Annotated in this window: 20 protein-coding genes; 7 read left to right on the top strand and 13 right to left on the bottom strand. The window is 62.9% G+C overall.

Annotated elements, in window-relative coordinates:
• Positions 1-5 precede the first annotated feature (5 nt).
• Together J3A64_RS16850 and J3A64_RS16855 are read left to right on the top strand one after the other, a co-directional pair.
• The gene (locus J3A64_RS16850) at positions 6-629 is read left to right on the top strand and encodes an FMN-binding negative transcriptional regulator (RefSeq protein WP_210065005.1); all 624 of its coding nucleotides are present in this window, start codon (positions 6-8) and stop codon (positions 627-629) included.
• A gap of 9 nt (positions 630-638) precedes the next feature.
• Positions 639-1,040 (top strand): VOC family protein, encoded by a 402-nt coding sequence (locus tag J3A64_RS16855; RefSeq protein WP_210065007.1) that lies wholly within the window; start codon positions 639-641, stop codon positions 1,038-1,040.
• On the opposite strand, the gene J3A64_RS16860 is transcribed toward J3A64_RS16855, so the two are convergent.
• Positions 1,041-1,556 (bottom strand): GNAT family N-acetyltransferase, encoded by a 516-nt coding sequence (locus tag J3A64_RS16860; protein ID WP_011773043.1) that lies wholly within the window; start codon positions 1,554-1,556, stop codon positions 1,041-1,043.
• On the bottom strand, positions 1,553-2,053 hold the full coding sequence (locus tag J3A64_RS16865) for an SRPBCC family protein (protein WP_210065009.1): 501 nt from the start codon (positions 2,051-2,053) through the stop codon (positions 1,553-1,555). Before J3A64_RS16865 ends, J3A64_RS16860 begins: the two co-directional genes overlap by 4 nt.
• A gap of 74 nt (positions 2,054-2,127) precedes the next feature.
• Between J3A64_RS16865 and J3A64_RS16870 the strand changes: the two genes are divergently transcribed.
• A complete protein-coding gene (locus tag J3A64_RS16870) occupies positions 2,128-3,246 on the top strand; it encodes an FUSC family protein (protein WP_210065011.1) in 1,119 nt (372 codons plus the stop codon).
• Here J3A64_RS16870 and J3A64_RS16875 read toward each other — a convergent pair.
• Both J3A64_RS16875 and J3A64_RS16880 read right to left on the bottom strand, forming a co-directional pair.
• Positions 3,236-3,667 carry a hypothetical protein gene (locus tag J3A64_RS16875; RefSeq protein ID WP_210065013.1) on the bottom strand — a complete coding sequence of 144 codons (432 nt, stop codon included), beginning with the start codon at positions 3,665-3,667 and terminating at the stop codon, positions 3,236-3,238. The genes J3A64_RS16870 and J3A64_RS16875 overlap by 11 nt on opposite strands.
• Positions 3,668-3,756: 89 nt before the next feature.
• A complete protein-coding gene (locus tag J3A64_RS16880; protein WP_014920452.1) occupies positions 3,757-4,536 on the bottom strand; it encodes an SDR family oxidoreductase in 780 nt (259 codons plus the stop codon).
• Positions 4,537-4,594: 58 nt separating this feature from the next.
• On the opposite strand from J3A64_RS16880, the gene J3A64_RS16885 reads away from it, so the two are divergent.
• The gene (locus J3A64_RS16885; protein ID WP_210065014.1) at positions 4,595-5,914 is read left to right on the top strand and encodes a BNR-4 repeat-containing protein; all 1,320 of its coding nucleotides are present in this window, start codon (positions 4,595-4,597) and stop codon (positions 5,912-5,914) included.
• 56 nt (positions 5,915-5,970) lie between these two features.
• Here the strand turns inward: J3A64_RS16885 and J3A64_RS16890 are convergent, their stop codons facing one another.
• The 4 genes from J3A64_RS16890 to J3A64_RS16905 are packed head-to-tail and all read right to left on the bottom strand — an operon-like array spanning position 5,971 to position 11,298.
• The gene (locus J3A64_RS16890; RefSeq protein WP_210065016.1) at positions 5,971-7,812 is read right to left on the bottom strand and encodes an IucA/IucC family siderophore biosynthesis protein; all 1,842 of its coding nucleotides are present in this window, start codon (positions 7,810-7,812) and stop codon (positions 5,971-5,973) included.
• On the bottom strand, positions 7,809-8,399 hold the full coding sequence (locus J3A64_RS16895) for a GNAT family N-acetyltransferase (RefSeq protein WP_210065017.1): 591 nt from the start codon (positions 8,397-8,399) through the stop codon (positions 7,809-7,811). The genes J3A64_RS16890 and J3A64_RS16895 overlap by 4 nt, the downstream gene beginning before the upstream one ends.
• Complete coding sequence (locus J3A64_RS16900; RefSeq protein ID WP_210065018.1) at positions 8,396-9,739, bottom strand: lysine N(6)-hydroxylase/L-ornithine N(5)-oxygenase family protein; 1,344 nt, start codon at positions 9,737-9,739, stop codon at positions 8,396-8,398. The genes J3A64_RS16895 and J3A64_RS16900 overlap by 4 nt, the downstream gene beginning before the upstream one ends.
• Positions 9,736-11,298 carry an aspartate aminotransferase family protein gene (locus J3A64_RS16905; RefSeq protein WP_307807206.1) on the bottom strand — a complete coding sequence of 521 codons (1,563 nt, stop codon included), beginning with the start codon at positions 11,296-11,298 and terminating at the stop codon, positions 9,736-9,738. The genes J3A64_RS16900 and J3A64_RS16905 overlap by 4 nt, the downstream gene beginning before the upstream one ends.
• Positions 11,299-11,583: 285 nt before the next feature.
• Between J3A64_RS16905 and J3A64_RS16910 the strand changes: the two genes are divergently transcribed.
• Entirely contained in the window at positions 11,584-11,943 is a 360-nt protein-coding gene (locus tag J3A64_RS16910; protein WP_011773033.1) for a hypothetical protein, read from the top strand.
• Between the two features lie 42 nt (positions 11,944-11,985).
• Here J3A64_RS16910 and J3A64_RS16915 read toward each other — a convergent pair whose 3' ends face one another.
• Together J3A64_RS16915 and J3A64_RS16920 are read right to left on the bottom strand one after the other, a co-directional pair.
• Positions 11,986-14,859, bottom strand: coding sequence for a DUF11 domain-containing protein (locus J3A64_RS16915; RefSeq protein WP_210065019.1), 2,874 nt, complete (start codon positions 14,857-14,859; stop codon positions 11,986-11,988).
• A 184-nt stretch (positions 14,860-15,043) separates the two neighbouring features.
• Positions 15,044-16,648: a sigma-70 family RNA polymerase sigma factor gene (locus J3A64_RS16920; protein WP_210065020.1), complete on the bottom strand. Its 1,605-nt coding sequence runs from the start codon at positions 16,646-16,648 to the stop codon at positions 15,044-15,046.
• Positions 16,649-16,827: 179 nt separating this feature from the next.
• On the opposite strand from J3A64_RS16920, the gene J3A64_RS16925 reads away from it, so the two are divergent.
• Positions 16,828-17,373 (top strand): hypothetical protein, encoded by a 546-nt coding sequence (locus J3A64_RS16925; protein WP_286176373.1) that lies wholly within the window; start codon positions 16,828-16,830, stop codon positions 17,371-17,373.
• Positions 17,374-17,377: 4 nt separating this feature from the next.
• On the opposite strand, the gene J3A64_RS16930 is transcribed toward J3A64_RS16925, so the two are convergent.
• Together J3A64_RS16930 and J3A64_RS16935 are read right to left on the bottom strand one after the other, a co-directional pair.
• Complete coding sequence (locus J3A64_RS16930) at positions 17,378-17,734, bottom strand: GNAT family N-acetyltransferase (protein ID WP_011773029.1); 357 nt, start codon at positions 17,732-17,734, stop codon at positions 17,378-17,380.
• Complete coding sequence (locus J3A64_RS16935) at positions 17,731-19,086, bottom strand: acyltransferase (protein WP_210065022.1); 1,356 nt, start codon at positions 19,084-19,086, stop codon at positions 17,731-17,733. Before J3A64_RS16935 ends, J3A64_RS16930 begins: the two co-directional genes overlap by 4 nt.
• A gap of 267 nt (positions 19,087-19,353) precedes the next feature.
• On the opposite strand from J3A64_RS16935, the gene J3A64_RS16940 reads away from it, so the two are divergent.
• The gene (locus J3A64_RS16940) at positions 19,354-19,773 is read left to right on the top strand and encodes a VOC family protein (protein WP_011773027.1); all 420 of its coding nucleotides are present in this window, start codon (positions 19,354-19,356) and stop codon (positions 19,771-19,773) included.
• Here J3A64_RS16940 and J3A64_RS16945 read toward each other — a convergent pair.
• Complete coding sequence (locus J3A64_RS16945) at positions 19,770-20,162, bottom strand: DUF1304 domain-containing protein (RefSeq protein WP_011773026.1); 393 nt, start codon at positions 20,160-20,162, stop codon at positions 19,770-19,772. The genes J3A64_RS16940 and J3A64_RS16945 overlap by 4 nt on opposite strands.
• Between the last annotated feature and the right edge of the window lie 3 nt (positions 20,163-20,165).

A 20,165-nucleotide genomic window follows, 5' to 3' on the forward strand; every position in this document is an offset into this window, starting at 1 on the left:
ACCCCATGTACACGCCAGCTCACTTTGCCGCTTCCGAGGAGGCCGTGGCCTCGCTGCTCCATGACTCCGGGGCAGCCAACCTGGTGACCATGACGGAGGACGGCTTGCTCGCCACCCTGCTGCCGTTCGTTTACGAGCCCACCGTCGGCGAGCACGGCGCCTTGCACGCGCACATGGCCCGCAACAACACGCAGTGGTCCATGCCGGCTACCGGAGAGGCCTTGATGATCGTGCAGGGCTCGGATGCTTACATTTCCCCGTCCTGGTACGCCTCCAAAGCCCAACACGGCAGGGTTGTCCCCACCTGGAACTACTCCACCGCCCACGTCTACGGTGAACTCGTCATTCACGACGACGCGCAGTGGTTGGGCAGGCACGTGCGGCGCCTGTCTGACCAGCACGAGGCCGGCATGCCCCAACCATGGTCCGTAGACGAAGCACCCGAGCGGTTCATTGCCGGCCAACTGCGGGCGATTGTCGGCGTCGAACTTTTGATCAGCAGGGTAGAAGCCAAGACGAAACTCAGCCAGAACCGCACTCCGGCTGATGTTGACGGTGTCATCGCAGGGCTCCGCGCAGCGGGCGACTCGGCGAGCGCGGCCGATGTGGAACGGGCGCGGACCTCGTAGAATCGGCGCATGCGTGAGGTTCCGGTGGGGTCGATCCACCATCTTGAGATCTGGGTGCCGTTCCTTGAACGGGCCAGGGAAGAGTGGGGGTGGCTGTTGGGCGAGCTCGGCTATGAGCCCTTCCAGGAGTGGCCCACGGGGTGCAGTTGGAAGCTCGATGGCACGTACGTGGTGGTGGAGCAGACTGATGCCATCACCGGTACAAGCCACAGGCGCACTGATCCGGGGGTGAACCACGTGGCCTTCCATGCTGGCACCCGGGAGAACGTGGACAGGATCCGGGCGCTCGGCGCGGACGCAGGCTGGTACGAGATGTTCGAGTCCAAGTATCCGCACGCCGGCGGCCCGGACCACTACGCCGCGTACCTGCTCAACACGGACAGCTACGAGGTTGAGCTGGTAGCGGAGTAGTTACTTCGGTGGGACCGCAGGACGCCACATGGCAACGCGCGGCCAACGGGTCAGGCCCAACTCAGCCTCGTGCTCCATCAGGTGGGCCAGCTGCGGACCCCAGCTGCCGGCGTCGAGCACGTCAAAACCAAGGCGACGATAGTACGGGGCGTTCCACGGCACGTCCCGGAACGTGCTCAGGGTTTGCCTTTGCATTCCGTGGCCTCGCGTCCAGACGCGCGCGGCATGCAGCAGTTCGCGGCCCAGGCCCTGATGCGCTTGATCGGGGTGGACGCTCACTTGTTCGACGTGACCGGCCCCGTCCACGATGTCCGCCAAGAGATACGCCACCGGGTAGTCGAGCCCGTCCACGGACACCCAGGCACGCCCGGCTGTGGCATAACTGTTCAGCTCATCGATGGAGAGGGGCTCGTCGTCGGCGATGGAGTCCATTCCCAAGGCCCGGAAAGCCTGGCCCGCGGCACGCTCGATCTCCTGCAATATCAGCAGGTCGTCCGCATGCGCGAGCCTGATCATTGCCGCGGGTCCTGGGCTTGCGGGGTTTGGGCTTGTGGGGTTAGGGCTTGCGGGGTTTGGGCAACCAGAAACCCGTTGCGCTTCTCGATCAGGTTTTGCAAATACCGGGCCAGGATCAGCTTCTCCACCAGCCGTCCCAAAGGACCGAACGGCGCCGCGAATTCCACGGTATCCACCATGAGGGTCCCGCTGCCGTCCGGCCGGAACTCGTGCGTGTGCCGGAGGTACTTGAAAGGGCCCTTCACCTGTTCATCAGAGAACGACGACGGTGCCTCCATCCGCGTGATGCGGCTGGTCATGCGGAAGCGGACTCCCAAGTGCCACGCCTGCCAGGTGACAGTCTCGCCCTCCGAGATCAGCCCGGTGGTAACGCCGCCCACCGCCTTCTCACGGCTCTGGGTCATGGACCCCACGTGGGCATCGATGTTGCGGGAAAGGTCGAACAGCTCCTGCGGCGACATGGTGGAGCGGGTGCGGCAGACGAAAGCGACGGGCATACCTCGATCTTCCCAGACCTTTACCCGTACGCGCGCCGAAGCCCACTACGGGTTGTGACCGGGCTTATGGCGGCTTGGACGGCGACACTGCTAATTTTCAAAGACAAGCCTTAACTGATTGGTGGTGTTCCCCTGTGCCCGGATTGATGGTCCACGCCCGCGAACTCCACCGGCTGGGCCCTGCCAACAACGATCGCCTCTCGGCGGTGCGGGTGGCCCTGAGCGTCGCAGTTCCCGGACTGTTCCTCCTTCTCATTGGCCGTCCGGACCTCATGATGTACGCCGTTTTCGGTGCGCTGACCGGGATGTACGGGCGCAACGAAACGCATCAGCTGCGGCTCAAACACCAAGTCCAGGCTGCCCTGTTCCTGGTGGGCGGGCTGACCATCGGCGTGTTCCTTTCCGTGAACCACATCCACTCCTGGTGGTTGGTGCTGGTGGCCACCCTGTTTGCCGGGTTCGGGTCGCTGTATGCCGACGCCGTGCGCCTCAAACCGATCGGCCCGTTCTTCGGCATCCTCGCGTTGGGCGCCTGTGCATCCGCGCCCACCAATGTTCCGTTCACGACGGCGGTACTCATCGGGGCAGCGTCCGCCGCCTTTTCCATTGTGGTCGGTTTTACCGGTTGGCTCCGGCGACGTACGTGGGAGGCCGGTGCTGCCCGCGACGTTCCCGTCCTCCGCGGCCCGCTGCGTCAAGCCGCGCTGGTCCACGCTGCGCGCTATTCCTTGGCGGTAAGTGCCGCGGGGACTATCGGTGTCCTCAGCGGGAGCGGCCACCCGCATTGGGCCATGGCCGCCGCGGCTGTGCCGCTAGCCGGCGCCGACCTCCCAAGCCGCGTCCACCGAGGTATCCACCGCATTGTGGGAACATTCCTCGGGTTGGCGATTGTCGCCGTCGTGCTTTTCCCCGGTCCGCTATCGCCGCTGCAGTATTTCCCCGGTCAAACCGCGGTGGTACTCGCTGTGCTGGTGGTTCTGTGCCAGTTCCCCACAGAGCTGTTCATGGCACGGCATTACGGGTGGGCCATGGTGTTCTTCACGCCGGTGGTCCTGCTGATCGCACAGTTGGCCGCACCCATGGATCCGGGTGTGCTGGTCATGGAACGTGCCATCGAGACATTCGTAGGAGCCGTAGTTGGCATCGCGGTTGCTGTGCTGGTGCGGGCGCCGCGGAGCCGGGTCAGTTTGTAACTACCAGGATGTTCGGGTGGATTTTCGTCAGGCCGCTCGATTCCAGCTGCTTGGTGTCGTAGTCATCGGAAACCAGAACAGCGGATTTCTGGTCCGGGCCACTGATTCTCAGCATCTCGCCCTGGATGGAGTCGGTGCAGCCGCTGTGCCAAAAGTATGGGTCCACGGATTCTACGATCAGGCAGGATGGGCGGGCTTGCTTGCCTTGTCCCAGGTAATATTTCTTCCCGTTTGCCTCTGCAACCAGAAGAATCTTTTCCATGTGGATCTCGCCGAGATCTAGGTCCTCCGGCGGATTGTCCGCCGCCGTTGCTTCCCGTTCCAAAGCCTGGAATCCGGTGGAGCCGGCACCGGAGCAACCGCTCAGCAGTAATCCGCTGAGAACTATGGCCCCCACTAATGCCAAGGATTTGTTCTTCATAGCACTGCCCCCTCAGGCTCGAATGAAGTGTCATAGTAACCCGATGGTCCCTGTGGGGCGTGGTCAAGTCCCTCGTCCCAGCTTCCTGCCTAGGGTTCCAGCGGCCGGCGAGGCGGGCCGGAGGTGAGCTTGGCCGGCAGGATCCGGGCGAAGAAGCTGACCACCTTGTAACGGCGCGTCGGTATGGAAACACCCTTGCCCTGGGCGTTGTCCTCCAGCCCCTCGCGCACCACACGCTCGGCGGTGAGCCACAAGAACCGGGGAGCAACGGATTTGTCCATGCCCATGCGATCGTGGAATTCGGTGTGGGTGAACCCGGGGCACACCGCAGTGACCTGCACGCCGGATTTTGCGTAGGTGATGTTGGCCCACCGGCTGAACGTCACTTGCCAGGCTTTCGCTGCGGAGTAAGTGCCCCTGTTGGCGAACGCTGCCACGCTGGCAACGTTGATGATCCGCCCCTTCCCCCGGGCCAGCATGACTTCCAGCGCCGCGTGGCTCAGCTCCATGGGTGTCTGGACGTGGAGCCTCAAGTGGCGGCGTTCCTCGTCCAGCTCATTCCTTTCGAACGACTTCAACAGCCCGATGCCGGCATTGTTAACCAGGACATCCACGGGCCGTGTTGCGTCCCGCAAACGGTCTGCGACGGCTGAAACGCCGACGTCGGTGGTCAGGTCCGCGGAAAGAACCTCCGCCGAGATACTGAAGTCGCGTTCAAGCTCTTCGGCCGTTTCTTTCAGGCGCTGTTCGTCGCGGGCTACCAGGACCAGGTGGTGTCCGGCTTCGGCGAGTTGGCGGGCGAATTCCGCACCGAGCCCGGCGGTGGCCCCGGTAACCAGGGCGGTGAGTTCATTGGCTCGAGTCGTCATGCGCCTAGACTAGTACCCACACTGGAATTGAAACGATGCAAAGCCGCAAAGGATTCCCATGGTCAACTCTTTCCTGCAAGGTCCACTTGTCCTCAACAACAACGGGGCGTGGTGCTGGTTCCAGGACGAGCGCGCACTGATCGACCCCGCCGCTAACACGTTGCTGGTGGGCTCGGTTGCTGCCCCGGAAGGACAGGGTGGTGCGGAGCGTGGCGGCAACATCGAAGTTGCCGTGGTGAACCTTGCTACGGGCCAAAGCCGCGTTTACGTACTCCATGAAAGGTTGGAGGCCGATGACCACAACGCCCCGGCTCTCTTCATCCGGCCCGACGGTCGTTACGTGGCCATGTATGCCAAGCACAAGACGGACAACTATTCCCGCTGGCGCGTGTCCACCAAGCCGCACGACGCGTCCGAGTGGGAGCCCGAGCAGCAGTTCGACTGGACGGAACTCGCCGACGGCCGCGGTGCCACCTACTCCAACCTCCACGCTTTAAGCGCCGAAGGCCGGGTCTACAATTTTGTCCGCGCCATCAACGACGACCCCACACTGATGATTTCCGAGGACGACGGCAGCACCTGGAGCTACGGCGGCAAGCTCTTCACCCGCCCCAAAATCGGCTACGTCAACGGTTACACCCGATATGTCAGCAACGGCACGGACCGGATCGACCTGATCACCACGGACCACCACCCCCGCGACTTCAACAACAGCATCTACCACGGCTACATCCAGGGCGATGGACTCCACGACGCCGAGGGCAAGGTGGTCAGCAAGCCCGTCATCGGCTCAGCCGGGATCAACCAGGCGGCCCTGACCACCGTTTTCGAGGCAGGATCAACGCTCGACGGCGATGTCCTCACCCATGGTTGGACTACTGACCTTCGCCGGCGGGGCACGGAACTCGCGGCGATCGTCACGTGCCGGGCCAACGACGTGAACGGTCCGCTGCAGCGGGAGCAAATGCTCGACGTCGACGATCACCGCCTGCTGTACGCCCGCTTTGACGGGGTGCGCTGGAAGCTGCATCCACTCGCCGTCGCCGGTCCCGGTTTGCTGCCGCACGAGCAGGACTACACCGGGCTGGGTGCTGTGGACCCGAATGATCTGGACCGGGTCTATATCTCTGCACCTGTGGATCCGAGGACGGGCAAAGCTACAGAACACTACGAGATCTACCGCGGAGTGACATCCGATGCCGGCGCGAGCTGGACGTGGGAAGCCATCACAGAGGGATCCACCGTGGACAACCTCCGGCCCATGGTGGTCCCAGGCGACCCGTCCGTCCACGCAGTGTGCTGGTTCCGGGGATCGATGGCGTCCTCGCAGGCGTATGAAACTGAGATTGTGGCGCTTGTTGACGCGCCGAGGGGTTAGCTTTCGCCCCTTTCAACGCTCGAAAGTGCCGAAAGCCAACCCCTCACCGCAGGAACTTAGGCGAACTTGGCCAAAGGGTTGGCCAGGCGGCCTGCCATTTGGAGCCCACCGGAGGGATCCGAGATGTCCAACATCTGTTGGTTGTTCCTCAGTTGCAGGCGGTTGAGGCAGGAGAGCTCGAAGTCCGGGGCAAAGAGATCGTGCATGGCGAACTGGTCTGCAAGCTCCGGGTGCCGCTGCTGGTATTCGCGGAGCACAGCCGCGGCAGTTCCCCAGAACTCGTCTTCACGCAGCGTCCCGTCCTCCACAAGGATTGCCCCGAGGAAACGGAAGATGCAGTCGAACACGTCCGTGAAGATGGCCAGGACCATTTCCTCGGCAGGGATCTCGGCCTTGACGCGGGAGACTTCCTCCGGAAGTTCCAGCCGATCCCCCATGACCACGATTTCCTCGGCGATGTCCTTCATGATCGCCCGGACGGGCACGCCGTCTTCGAGGATCAGGATGACGTTCTCACCGTGGGGCATGAAGGCGAGCTCGTACTCGAAGAGGCAGTGGACCAGCGGCACAAGGTAGGCCTCGAAGTAGCGGCGAAGCCACTCGGTGGGCGCCAGGCCGGACCGGGAAATCAGGGCAGAAACCACGGAGTTTCCGGATGAATCCACGTGCAACAAAGACGCCATCGTTGCCAGCTGCTGCCCGTCCTTGAGCAACGGGAGCGGACTTTCCCTCCATAGGGCCGAGAGCATCTTGCGGTAGGGCGAACCCTTGGCCGAAGCAGCCTCGTAGTAGTGGTTGTGGTAGCCGATGGCCGCGGTTTCACGGATCATGGCCAAGCCCCGGTTCTGGAGCTCCTGGTCATTGCCGATCAGTTCCTGCAGCCAGTCATTGATGGCCGGCGTTGCCTTCATGTACTGCGGAGACAGGCCGCGCATGAAGCCCATGTTCAGCACGGACATGGCCGTCTTAACGTAGGCCTTCTCCGGGAAATCGGTGTTGAAGAACGTACGGATGGACTGCTGCGCCTGGTACGAATCTTCACCGGTGCCAAGGTTCACGATGTGGCGCTGGGCGATTTCTGCCGCGAACGTCACCGTGAGCTTGTTGTCCCACTGCCACGGGTGGACCGGCATCAGGAGATAGTCCTCGGGATCCAGCCCGGATGCGGACAGTTCCGCGTTGAACCACGCAAGAGTGGCCGGGCCGAGCTCAGCTTCGAAGTGCGTCCGGTAATCCAACCCGGCACTCGATGTGAACACAGCCTTGCTGCGGTGCACCGCAATCCACTGCAGCTTCACGGTGGCACCGGTCTCCGGAGCGAACGCGTGGTAGTCGGCAATCCCGAATCCAAGCCGGCCATTGTTGGCCACGAAGCACGGGTGCCCCTCGGTCATGCTGTGCTCAATTGCTTGGAAGTCCGCAGCCCGGTCAGCACCACCGGTGATGCCCGCAGCCAACTGCGCCGAGGTGAAGGGCTTGCCCTGCTTGTAGGCGTGGCTGGCCAGCGTGCTGCTGATTTCCTCCAGGTACACGGGCAGCATTTCCTGGCGGATGGCCAGTGCCTCGTGGAATTCGGCAATGAAGTCCAAGGCATCCACTGGAAGCTCTTGGCCGTCCCGCAACCGAACGATGGATTCGGCGGTTACTGACCAGTGCTCCAATTGCAGCGGCCTGGCGCGGAAGCGGTATTCCGTAGCGGCGTCATCGCTCACCACCTTATAGAGGCCGACGCCGGCGCCCTCTTCCCGGATCAGCTCCGGGACCAGGATGCGCTCGTGCGCGAACTCGGCGATTGCCTTGCGGACCAGGTGCCGGTTGGCAGCGGCCCAGCGCCCAGGGGTCAGGTGCGACACGGTATCAACGGCAGTGGTGGTGGCGTTGTGGGCAGTGGTGGTCACAGGGATTCTCCTCTGGTCGCCGCGGCAGGCGCGGCCAGAATCGGGGTCAGGGTAGCGAGAAAATCCTCGCGGGTGCAGAAGCTCAGCAGTCCTTGCTTATGGTCTTCGGCGGGGTCGACGGCGGGAAGGGTCACCACGCCGTGGGGCCGGAAGCCCACTTTCTCGTTCAGGACATGAATCTTGTGGTTGCGGGCGTCAGGCTCGACGACGATGCGCCGGGTTGCGGGGTCAACGAACAGTTCCGCCATGACGGACTGCATGACCGAGGTGGTGAAGCCAGGCTGGGGAGCACCGGCGGGCGGGGACACCAAGAGGTGCATGCCGATGTCGCCGGGCTGGACCTCATAAACGTCCGCCAACGGCGATGACTCCGGGCGGTAGCGCTCCATGAGGAAGGCGGGGACGCCGTCGTCGAGGCCTAAGAACGCCTGGTGATGGCCCGATTCGGCAATCTTGGAGTATTCCTCCACAACGTCCTGCTCGGTGGCCGAAACCATGCCCCAGAATCGCGCATACTCCTGGCTCACCCAGCTGTGGAGGACAGGTGCGTCCGCTACGGGCTCGACTGGTCGGAACGTGAAGCTCATGCGGTTGCCCCCACCGCAGCCGGAAGCTCTGCGGAAACGGGTGCGGGTGCGCCGAACTGCTGGAACGCGATTCTGCGCTCGATCGGGTAAACCTCGCGGCCGGTGATTTCGCGCAGGATGCAGGAGTTGCGGTAGGCGGACATACCGAGGTCCGGGGTGACGAAGCCGTGGGTGTGGAGCTCCGCGTTCTGGACGAAAATCTCGCCGGGTTCAACGCCGGTTCCATAGTTGCGCTCGACGTCGAAGCGGCCCTTGGAGTCGCGGCGGATCCGATCGTGGATGCCTGCCAGGAAGGCGGGCTCCTTGTAGCTGTAGCCGGTGGCCAGGACCACGGCCTCGGACTCCAGGCTGTAGCCCTGCCCGTGTTCCTCGTGGTGCAACTGGAGTGTGTGGGTGCCCGTGGCGGGGTCCCACTCCGCGGCGGTGAGCGACGAGTGCGTGTGCAGCTGCGTGTCCACCATGCCGGAGAGGCTCTTGGTGTAGAGAAGATCATAGATATCGTCGATCAGGTCCGAGTTGATGCCCTTGTACAGGTTCTTCTGGCTCTTGATCAGGGAATCGCGTTGCTCGCCCGGGAGCGAGTGGAAGTAGTCAACGTACTCCGGCGAGGTCATTTCGAGGGTGAGCTTGGTGTACTCCAGCGGGAAGAAACGGCCGGAACGGGTCACCCAGTTGAGCTGGTAACCGTAGACGTCAATTTCCTGAAGGAGTTCGTAGTAAAGCTCCGCTGCGCTTTGGCCGCTGCCCACGATGGTGATGCTGCGCTTGGACTGCAGCTCGCTCTTCCTCGACAGGTAGTCGGCGTTGTGGAGGACAAGTCCGCCGGCGTCCACTATCCCTGCACAGGAGTCCGGAATGTACGGGGACGTACCGGTGCCCAGGACCAGCTTGCGGGCAAGAAGTACCTCAGCGCCGTCCGGCCCCTGCACAGAAAGCCGGTACACGCCGTCGTCGTACGTCACATCCAGCACATCCGTGCTAAAACGAACGGACTCAAGCTGGCCGGCCACCCACTGGCAGTACTGGTTGTACTCGGCGCGGAGCGGGTAAAAGTTCTCGCGGATATAGAAGCGGTACAGGCGGCCCGTCTGCTTCAGGAAGTTCAGGAACGAGAACGGCGACGTCGGGTCGGCGAGCGTCACGAGGTCCGCCATGAACGGGACCTGCAAATGCGCCGGTTCCAGCATCATGCCGGGGTGCCAGTCGAAGGACTCGCGACGGTCCAGGAACACACAGTCGAGGTTCTCCACAGGCTCGCTTAGCGCGGCCAGTCCCAGGTTGAAAGGCCCGACGCCGATGCCTGCGACGTCGTAGATCTTGCCGTTGTCTTGGGTGCTCATGCTGCAGCCTCCGTGGTGTTCGCCAGCAGGCTGTCGCCCGTCCGGCGGATAAGTTCGATGATTTCCTGGATGTCCCTCAGGCTCGCCTCGGCGTTGAGGAGGGTGAATTTGAGGTAGTGGCGGCCAGCTACCTTGGTGCCGGCAACAACAGCTTCACCCGAGGCGAAGATCGCGGCGCGGATGGCAGGGTTGAGAACGTCCGCAGCGTCTTCATCAAGGGCTGCGCCGTCAACCATCGGGCGATAGCGGAACACCAAGGTGCTCAGCTGCGGTGCGGCAGCGAGCTCGAACTCGGCATCCTCAGCCAGCAAGGTTCCCACCCGGGCGGCGAGGTCGATCGCTTCGTCGAAGAGGGCGCCGATGGCGTCGGCCCCCATGATGCGAAGGGTCAGCCACAGCTTCAGGGCATCGAAGCGGCGGGTGGTCTGAATGCTCTTGTCCACCTGATTGGGGATTTCGGCCTTCGCAGCGCTCTCCGGGTTCAGGTAGTCCGCGTAGTACGTGACATGGCCCATCATGGAGCCGTTGCGGACCAGGACCGCGCTGGAACTGACGGGCTGGAAGAAGGTCTTGTGGAAGTCGACGGTAACGGAGTCCGCAAGGTGGATCCCGCTGAGGAGGTGCCGGTGCCTGCCGGAAACGATGAGTCCTCCACCGTACGCGCCGTCCACGTGCAGCCAGGAATCGTAGGCACGGACCAGCGCGGCCAGTTCGGAGAGCGGGTCAACCGAACCGAAGTCCGTGGTTCCGGCGGTGGCCACAACCGCCATGGGCACCAGCCCGGCGTCGTGCGCTTCTGCCAAAGCAGCCGCGAGCGCTGCGGGGTCCATGCGGTGGTCTTCCGTCGTAGGCACGGCAATCACGGCGTCGAAGCCGAGGCCCAACATGGACGCGGACTTCTGGATGCTGAAGTGGCTGTCCGCGGACGTGAAAATCCGGAGCCGGTCCAGGAGGTGCGGCAGGCGAGCGTCCCCATTCGTCGCCCGCAGTTTGGCGACCGCGTGGTTGCGGGCAATCAGCAGCGCCTGGAAGTTGGACTGGCTGCCGCCCGAGGTGAAAACACCGTCGGCGTCGGCGTCGAACCCGATGCGCTCGGCGGTCCAATCGATGAGGCGGCGTTCGATCATGGTGGCACCGGCGCTCTGATCCCACGTGTCCATGGAGGAGTTCACGGCCGAGAGCACTGCTTCACCCACCAGCGCCGGTATGACAACCGGGCAGTTGAGGTGGGCGGCGTAGCGGGAATCGTGGAAGTAGATGGCGTCCTTGAGGTAGAGCTCGTCCAGCTCTTCCAGTGCTGCAGCCGTGTCCGGCAGCGGACGTTCAAGATCGACGGCGCCAACCTTCGCCTTCAGTTCAGCATGCCCGACGCCGGTGAACGGCTGGGCGGTCCGCTGGACTTTGGTGGAGACAGCGTTGACTCCCTGAAGAACCTGCGCGACGTAGCTGGGCGAATTTCGTGCGTTGAACAGCTGGTTTGTGGCAGCGAGGGCCAGTTCCACTTTGGAGCCGAAGTCCTGCTCCTGAGCGATCCGCTCTTCGACACTAGGTGACGTCACGTCAGCTTCCTTCCATTGCGTTGGGGGCGCTTATTAGCAAGGTAAGCCTTACTTAGGTAAGCCTTTCCGTCAAACTTTTGTGACCTATTTCGCTCAGAAGGCGTTTTCTCGCGTAAGTAGCTGTGGTTGGTGCGTCATTGACTTTCATTCAGACCGTGTTGGGTGCAAAATATGGCGCTTTTTCGGCCAAGTGATTGTTCATAAGGGCCATCGGCTGCTACCTGCGGCTTGCTCGGAACAGGGAGTAGAGTGCTAGGACTATCAGCTGTCAGAGGTTGGGGGGCCATGAAGGACCACGTTCACGAGCACATCGGTTTCCGGGAAATCGACGAGGACGGCAACGCGTTACCTGCGGTCAGCCCCCATGTGCCCGAACTCGCGGACCCCGCGCAGAAACGCGCTTCGCCCAACCCCTTCATCATTGTGCTGTGGGTGCTGGATGCGGGACTGTTGGGCTTCGGGTTCTGGGCCTTGACCGAAGCAGCAGCTGCGATGGCCGGACCAACACAGTTCAACACATCGGCGCAGCTCAGCTTCATGCTGATGTCCTACACCCCGTACGTACTCCTGGGCGGCCTGCTACTAACGGCCGCCCTACTCTTCTGGCACGCCGTGCAGTGGCAAAGAAAGCGGCCGGCCAGTTAGCAGAGCACGCTTTCCAGGGCACCCACGCCCCAGCACCAGATCTCAGTGACGACTGCGACGGTATCCGAAGAGGAACAGGACCAGGCCCGCGCCAACCACGATGAGGCTGATCGGCAGCACGTTATGGACAACGCCTGTGGAGGCCAACGGTCCTTCAGACTGACTGGGACCAAGGGGCGATCCGTCACCTTCCCGCGGTCCATCAGACTGGCCGGGACCGTCCCGCGGTCCGTCGGGCCGACTGGCCCCGTCCCGCGGCGCATCAGACTGGTTGGGCCCAACTGGCGGGAAGGTCACCACAACACTCGCTGGTGGCGTAGCGACCACCGGTCCAGTGGGAGGCGTACCCGTTGCGGTGGCCGTGTTGACCACGTGCCCGGCGTCGATGTCCGCCTGCGTGACCGCGTACGTTGCTCTGGCAGTCACTTCCTCACCGGGAAGCAGAATTCCTGCGTCACCGGGCCAGGTGTAAACCAAGGCCGACAGGCCCGGCATCAGATCGTTGACCACCACGTGGGTCAACGGCGCATTTTCTGTGTTCTTCACCGTGAACATGTAGGTGATTGGATCGCCCACCTTGGCGGGGTCACCCACTGCAGATGCATCCGCCGTCTTGGTGAACCGCATGCCGGCGCCCGGCGTCAACTGGGTGTCCGTTTCTCCGGGAGGAGGCGTCATCGGGGTGCCGGAGGGAGGAGTGCCCCTTGTAGTTGCGCTGTTGACCACGTGCCCGGAGTCGATGTCAGCCTGGGAGATCCCGTATGTTGCTTTGCCTGTCACGGTTTCACCGGGCAGAAGGGTTCCTGGGGCGCCGGGCCAGCTGTAGCTCAACGCGGACAAACCGGCCAGCGGATCCTCGATGGAGACATCCGTCAGCGTGACGTTGCCGGTGTTCTTCGCAGTGAACGTGTATGTCATCACGTCGCCCGCAACAGACGGATGGAGAACGGCGCTGGCGTCGGCGGACTTGCTGAACTCCATCGCTGCGGCCTGGGTCAAAGGTGTGTCCGTTGTTCCGGGAGGAGTCGCTAGCGGCGGACCTGCGGGCGGGGTACCCGTGGTCGTGGCCGAGTTGGCGAGATGACCGGCGTCGATATCTTCCTGCGTGATCCCGTAGGTTGCCGTAGCCGTCACGGTTTGGCCAGGGAGCAACTCACCCGGGATGCCCGGCCAGGTGTAGCTCAGGGCGGACAGGCCAGCCAGCGGATCCGTGATGGAGACATTGGTCAGCGGCACGTTGCCGGTGTTCTTCGAAGCGAAAGTGTAGGTGATACGGTCACCCACAACCGGCGATTGCTGAATGTCAGAGGCGTCAGCGGACACGCTGCACTCCATGGTCGGCACGGGATGTGCCGTGCTGGTCAGCACACAGCTGATATCGGCGCCGGCACGGGGCACAATTTCCAGGGAGCCAGCGAAAGGCGCCCCGGAAGGCAGGCCGGACTGAAGACCATTGGCGTCCACACAGGTTATGGCATTGCTGTAGCCGGACAGGTTGGTACCGGACTCGGTCAGATAATACGGGGTTCCGGCATTGGCTACATACTCACCGGTGACACCCGTGTTTGGCTCAATCGTGGAGCCCGCACCAGCAGTGGTCGCGTTGGCAGTAGAGCTGACAACCGGTCCAGTGGCCGAGCCCGTGCGGATGTGGGTGGTGAACTGATGGGAATCAGACAGCCGGGGAGCGCTAAGGGCTTTGCTTAATGCCAGCCGCGGAGACCGAACGCTGAGCGTGGCGTTTGCAGGCGGGTTCAGGTTGGTCACGATGTTGGCGGGTCCGCTAACGTACGTACCCTCCGCAGCAGCTGTGACGTCTACCGTAATGGTGCACGCCGTCATTCCTTGGGCGAGGTCACCGCCAATGACTGAGACGGTGTTGCTGCCGGCAACGGCCCATTTCTCCAAGGGGTTGGTTCCCGCGGCCTGCACGCAGGTGCCACCCATGTTGGGAGTACCGGCAACGGTCAGTCCAGCAGGAAGTGTGTCCGTGATGGACCAGTCGTTCTTCGCCTTGAGGTCGTCGGTGTTGGTGATCGTCAGCGTGACCTTGGATGTGCCGCCAGGTGCGATGAGCGCCGGGGTGAAGGATTTATCCAGCTGGGGCGTCACATCCACAATCTGCGGAAGGTCGAAGGCGACGTCGTTGCCGATTCCCGTGGCTGTTTCATTCCTCAGCTCCAAGCCGAGTGAAGGGTTTGTGCCCACGGGAATCTGGTAGGCAGCGGATTGGAGCTTGGTGACCTGGACGCTTGGCTGGGTGCTGCTGCCACAGGGATCGAGGCCGGCGCTGAGCACTTGGCGTGTCCCATTAATGAGCAGGCTGAAGGTCTGGCTCGCGTGTGCAGCGTGGCAGTTCACCTGGGCGAAGTAACCTGACACCGCATAGTAGTGGCCGGCGATTGCCGGGATGGTGTTTGCTTCGGTGCGGAATTGGACGCCAGCGGCGATATTTCCTGATGCACTGTTGGTGTATTCAGACAACGCCTGGTTGCTGGCAGCTTGCGCTGCTGTTTGTCCCTGCGCCAATCCGAGGGCAACCGACATCTGCTGGATCTGTTCCCAGCCGCCGGGCTGGTTCCTGAGGCAACCCGCATCGGAGGTCGCCAACGGGGTGAAGGAGTTCAGTATCCAGCCGTCGCATTGTCCGCCGGCCGGTGTGTAGGGCGTATCAGCTGTATACGTTTGGTTCGCAGCTGCGGTTCCACCCATGTAGCTCAGGATGCTGAGGGCGCTGGCGGTGGCATTCTGATTCGCGAAGGTCTCCGTGTAGACAGGAGTACCTGGCTGGGCAACGCCGGGCGAGCCTGGCAGAGTGGCCAGGGCCGGCGGTGCCAAGGCGCTTCCCACCCCCAGAAACGTGATCGCCGTGGCGACGATGGCCGCCAGCAGCTTCTGTGGACCTCTGTACATCATGGGCTCTCTCGCAACCGACCTTTTCTGTCGTTGAAGCTTGGGGTGGCTTCAACGAGGGCGCCGATAAACGGGGACCCGAAGGCGTAGTGGGAGAAGTCCGCGAATCGTGACGCGAAAAATTGGAAAAATGTTGAGACGATTTTTCCAAGACCCTGAACTGCAGGTTCAGGGACGGTGCGAGGGACTACCGGAAGGAGTTGGCGAACGTCTTGGAGACGATGCCATTCCCGCCAAACCGATAGTTGACCGTTCCCGTTTCCGCGGCTGGCGGGAGCGCAACGCCCAGCGTAAAGGCAAGGTTTTCCCTGTCCATGGAGTCGGTAGTGCAGCGGATCTGCCGAATATTTGAAGCGGCGTTTCCGCACGTCCAACCAGCCGGGGCCACGGTCCTACCCGCCACGAAGGTTGCCTGGTCCGGGAGCGTGAAGACGGCCTCACCCGTGCTCGGCGCTCCTTCGCCCTGCAGCGAGAACCCTACGTGCAGGTCCCGCTCCGTCTTGTCGGAGCCCGGGATGGCTGAGAACGTCCCATCAACCGTTTGGGCGGCGGGCGCCGCCAGCGCTACAGAGGCGGGCGCCGGCGTCGAGAATACCGCACCTGAATCCACCACCGCGGCGCTCCGCTGCGGCAGAGGGGTCGGCGGAATGACGACGGCGGTTGGTTCCGGCGTCGATGTGGCAGCGGGCTCTGGATTGGGCTCTGGCGTGGAGCTTGGCGTTGCACTCGGCGACGACGTTTCCTGGGCGGCCGGTGATGCCGGTGATGCGGCGTCGGAGGCAACAGCGGATTCAGTATCTGCGCTGGGCTGAAGGAACCACACCAGCACTCCAGCCAGAGCCAGTACGCCCACCACAATGGCCGCCGTCAACTTCCACATTTGGCTGGCGGTGCGCGCCGCGACCGCGCCAGCCTGGCCGGACACTGCTGTGCTTCCGGCAGCCGCCTGCAGCCCTCCGGCCGTGGCCGCCGATCCGAGTGCGGCAAATGCCCCCGGGGTAAAGGCGATGCCCGTAAGCAAGGGGAACAGGATGGCCCTCATGCCGCCCTGGACGTCATTGAGTTCCATCAGCAGAGCCGTGCACCGGGCACAGCCATCCAGGTGACTGCGGACTTTCTCCTCGGACGTACGCTTCAGCGCGTTTCGCGCGTACTTTCCCAACTGGCTGGCGTACTCGTTACAGTCGCCCACCGTCTGGCTGATGTGCTGTTGAAGATAGGCCTGACGCAGTCCTTCCCTCGCCCGGAGGGCCAACGACGAGACACCGTTGGGAGTGAGGCCCACGAGTGGTGCCGCCGCTGCCGGTTTCAGGCCTTCGATGTCCAGGTGCCAGAGCACGGCCTGCCAGCGTTCGGGCAACGACTTGAACGCCCTGGCCATAATGCTCGACTCAAGGTCGTCGAGCACGGGGTCGCTGTCCAGGACAGCGGAATCCAGAATGGCGTCGTCGGCAGCAGTTGGCATGCGGCGGGCCTTGCGGTTCCGGTCGTGGGCGGTGCGGCGCACCACGGTCAGGAGATAGGAGCGGAAGAACTCCTTTGGTCCCTTGCCTTCCGTCAACTGCTGGAAGATGGAAGCGAAAGACTCGGCCACGACGTCGTCGGCGTCACTGGGATTATCGCTCTGCGCGCGGGCGACAAAATGGGCGACTTTGAAGTGCCGTTGGTAGAGCACATCGAAGGCATCGGTGGCACCTTCGCGCACCAACTCAATGATCTGGGAATCGCTGCGGGCAGCCATTGTGCTGGCAGGAGACTCTCCACTGGCCGCTGCCGCGGTTAGTTGATCCATAAACAAGAGTGTGGCACCTCTTGCCCTATGACTTGAATCGCGTTGCCCGGCCCTGTAGATAACTCCGATTTCCGCGACACGAATTCGCTCCGAGCGGCACTTGACATGCACAACCGTCCATCCCCGGCCCGAAATGAGGACTCATGGGTATCCGGCGCAGCCGCCCCTTTAGGAAATTGATGCGTGCCACCCACAACCACACGCCAAGGGTCCCGTGCGCGATCGTTCGGGGATTGCCCTTACGGCGCTCGGTACTTTTGGCGCGAAAAAAGAATGCGGGCCACATCTCTCTCGTCTACGGAGCCGACAGGCCATTGGCCATCCCGGGCGATACGGTCATCTTCACCGCATGGATCATCAATGACTCCACGAGCCACGTGCGTGATATTAATCTCGTACCTCGTTCCTTCACCAACGAGGGCATGGAAATGCTCCAGTACACCTCAGAACCTGTGGAGCGGGACCTGCGGATAAGACTGCTGGCCCCAGGCCAATCCGTGATGCGGAGCTTCACCTACTTGGTGACGGACTCCGATCACCTCCACGGCGGGAGCCTCGTCAGCGCAATGCAGGTCCGCGCAACGTGCCGCCGCGGGATGATTACGGATGAGCACGACGCAATCGTCTCCCTCAGCGGAACGCGGCGTGACTGGCCTTTCAAGACAACCAGAGCCGGCCAGCCCCGACGCAGCCCAAAGAGAAGCAACGCGTCAGTGCTCGTGTAGCCCTTTACTCGTTGTCCGGTTCACCCACCGGCATTTCCGCGGGCCAGTCGACGTCCTGTTCGTAGCCCTCGTGCTTCTTCAGGTAAGCGGCGATGTACGGGCAATGCGGGATGATGCGTTTGCCGGAGGCCACCACGTCATCCAGCGCAAAGTGCGCCAGGACTTTCGCCAAGCCTTGGCCATTGAACTGGGGCTTCGTTTCAGTGTGAATGAAATCGATATGACCGGGCTTGTCCAGGAACTGTGAAATCACGGCCAGCTCTCCGTCCACGTGCAGCTCATAGCGGTGGAATTTGTCGTTGCGCACCGTGGTGACGCCAGCTTTGAACGACTCTGCCAGTGAATCCTTGTACTCGGTCATGTTTCGAGATTGGCACGTAAATCCGGCTCTGGCAACGTGGGCCGTCGACGTTCGGGCGATTCCGCACCTTCGCGCACCGGAGGCGGCAGCAGCGGCGTCGGAACCCTGCCCAGCAAGAGGACCGAAAGGGCAAAGCACGCCGCTCCCCCACCCAACAGGGCAAGCGTCAATCCGTTGAACGCAGCGTCCGCCACCGGGATCAAAACCACGACGGCGGCGGTCACCACAGCGGTGCGCGTGGGGCCCCGTGCGTGGCTTGCCGCCGTCGGACGGTTCTCCAGGCGACCAAAAATCCACACCACCGGGACCATCAGGGTGACCACCGCGAAGAAGACAGGGATCCGCGCCCACCACCACTCCGGAGTCCCTGCCAACGGCTTGGGCACATCAGTCAGCAGCAGCAACCCGGACATGCCCACCAGGAGCGGAAGGTGCCACAGGTACACGGTCATGGATCGCCGTCCCGCTACGGCCATGCCCCCCTGGATCCATCGGACGTCAGCGATCCGCCGTATGCCACCTTGCAGGAGTTGGAGCGTGGCCGTCTGGGAAATGCCCAAGAGAAGCAGGCAGAAATTGGGCGGGTTCAAGTTCACCACCATGTTCCCCGGGTACACGGCCACACCGGTCACGAGGCCCAGCAGAAGGTTGCTGGAAACAACGGCACCGATGAGCCAGCCGCGGCTGCGTTTCTCGAAGAAGCCGTCCGCCATGAGGAATCCCAATTGCTGGACGGCGCACCACACGAAGACCATGTTGGCGAAGGCCAGGACGGGAATGGCGCCGCGAAGGGAATCGACAGTGATGATCAGCGCCACCAGCGCAGCGAACGTCAGAAATGGCGCACGCTCGTGAAGCCGGGCCATCACCGGGATGCTGAGTTGGGCGGTGAGGTAGGCCGCCAAGAACCACAGGGGCATCGCGGCGCCGGCGGTCATTAACTGGATGACCGCCGGGTGGACGCCAAGCAGCAGCGCAACCCACAGCCCTCCCCACATGACAGCCAAAACGGCCATGGCCGGGCGGACCAGTCGGAGGAGTCGCAACTGGGCGAAGTCGAACCCGGTGCCGCCGTGGGCCCTCAGACGCCGCCACGATTGCAGCCCTGTTACACCGCCCAGGACGAAGAACAGCGGCACAATCATGAGCCCCCACGCCACAGGGGTAAACCAGCTTTGCTCCATGAGGACGTTCACGGTCACCACAGTCCCGTCCTTCTGCAGAACAGGGCTGACCATCATGCAGTGCGCAGCGACAACCAGGAGCAGGCAGATGAAACGGACAAGATCGATCGCCGGATCCCTATGCACAACCGCTGCCGGGCTGGCGGGCTGATGCTCGTCCATCTCCATGGCTCTCCCTACATGGCACGCCCCTGCGTGCTGACTCCATTCTCCGCCCGGGCGAGGGGCTGGGCCAGCAGGTGGGCCATTCTAAGTGGGTGCCTTCCTTAGCAAGCAGGCTCTCTGCGGCGGGTCCACGGAGCGGTCTCTCTGCGCCGGGTCCAAGGCGGCGGCGCCATCCCTGCCCTTTGCTGGCAAGGAGTTCCGCTGGCTACTTATACACAGGCGTGAAATTACCTCTGGACGAGGCGTCGAAACACCGGCAGGATCAGACGCATGACTACGTCGATTTTCGTGAACCTCCCCGTCAGCGACCTCGAGGCATCCAAGGCCTTCTACACGGCCCTTGGCTACACCATCAACCCGAACTTCACCGACGAGACTGCCGCATGCGTGGTCTTCAGCGACACTATCTATGCAATGCTCCTGACCCACGCCAAGTTCAGCGAGTTCACCAAGCAGCCCATCGCGGACACGCAGAACTCGACGGCCGCTATTGTGGCACTTTCCGCCGACAGCCGTGAAGACGTGGATGCCCTGGCTGCAAAGGCGCTCGAAGCCGGCGGTTCAGAAACCTACGACGCCCAGGATCTTGGCTTCATGTACAGCCGCGCGTTCCGTGACTTGGATGGCCACCACTGGGAAGTCCTCTGGATGGATGAAGCCGCAGCCCAGGCAGGTCCTCCGGAGCACTAGCCCAGCGTCACTGCCAGCACTCCAAGCACGACGGCGAGCAACGGCGTTGTGCCTTGGAGGGTTGCCGCGCGGAGGTACTTCTTACCGCTGGCAGCAAGGACCAAGGCGGCCAGGAGCATGGAACCACAACTGCTGAAGACGAGGGTCCAGCCCACCTGTGGCGCCCCGGCCCAGACAGCGATGATGCCGATCAGTGCGCCGATGGCCAGGAACAGGTTGTAGAAACCCTGGTTGTAGGCGAGCGGTTTGGTGGTTTCAGCGTCGGCCTGCGAGGTGAGGCTGAAGCGTTTCCATGTGGCCGGTTTGGTCCAGGTGATGGACTCCATGGTGAAGATGTAGACGTGGAGCAGGGCGGCAATCGTCGCGAAAATCAGGGAGGCCAGAATCATGAT

The sequence above is a fragment of the Pseudarthrobacter sp. PvP004 genome, from assembly GCF_017876035.1.
In the GTDB taxonomy this organism is placed as follows: Bacteria; Actinomycetota; Actinomycetes; order Actinomycetales; family Micrococcaceae; genus Arthrobacter; species Arthrobacter aurescens_A.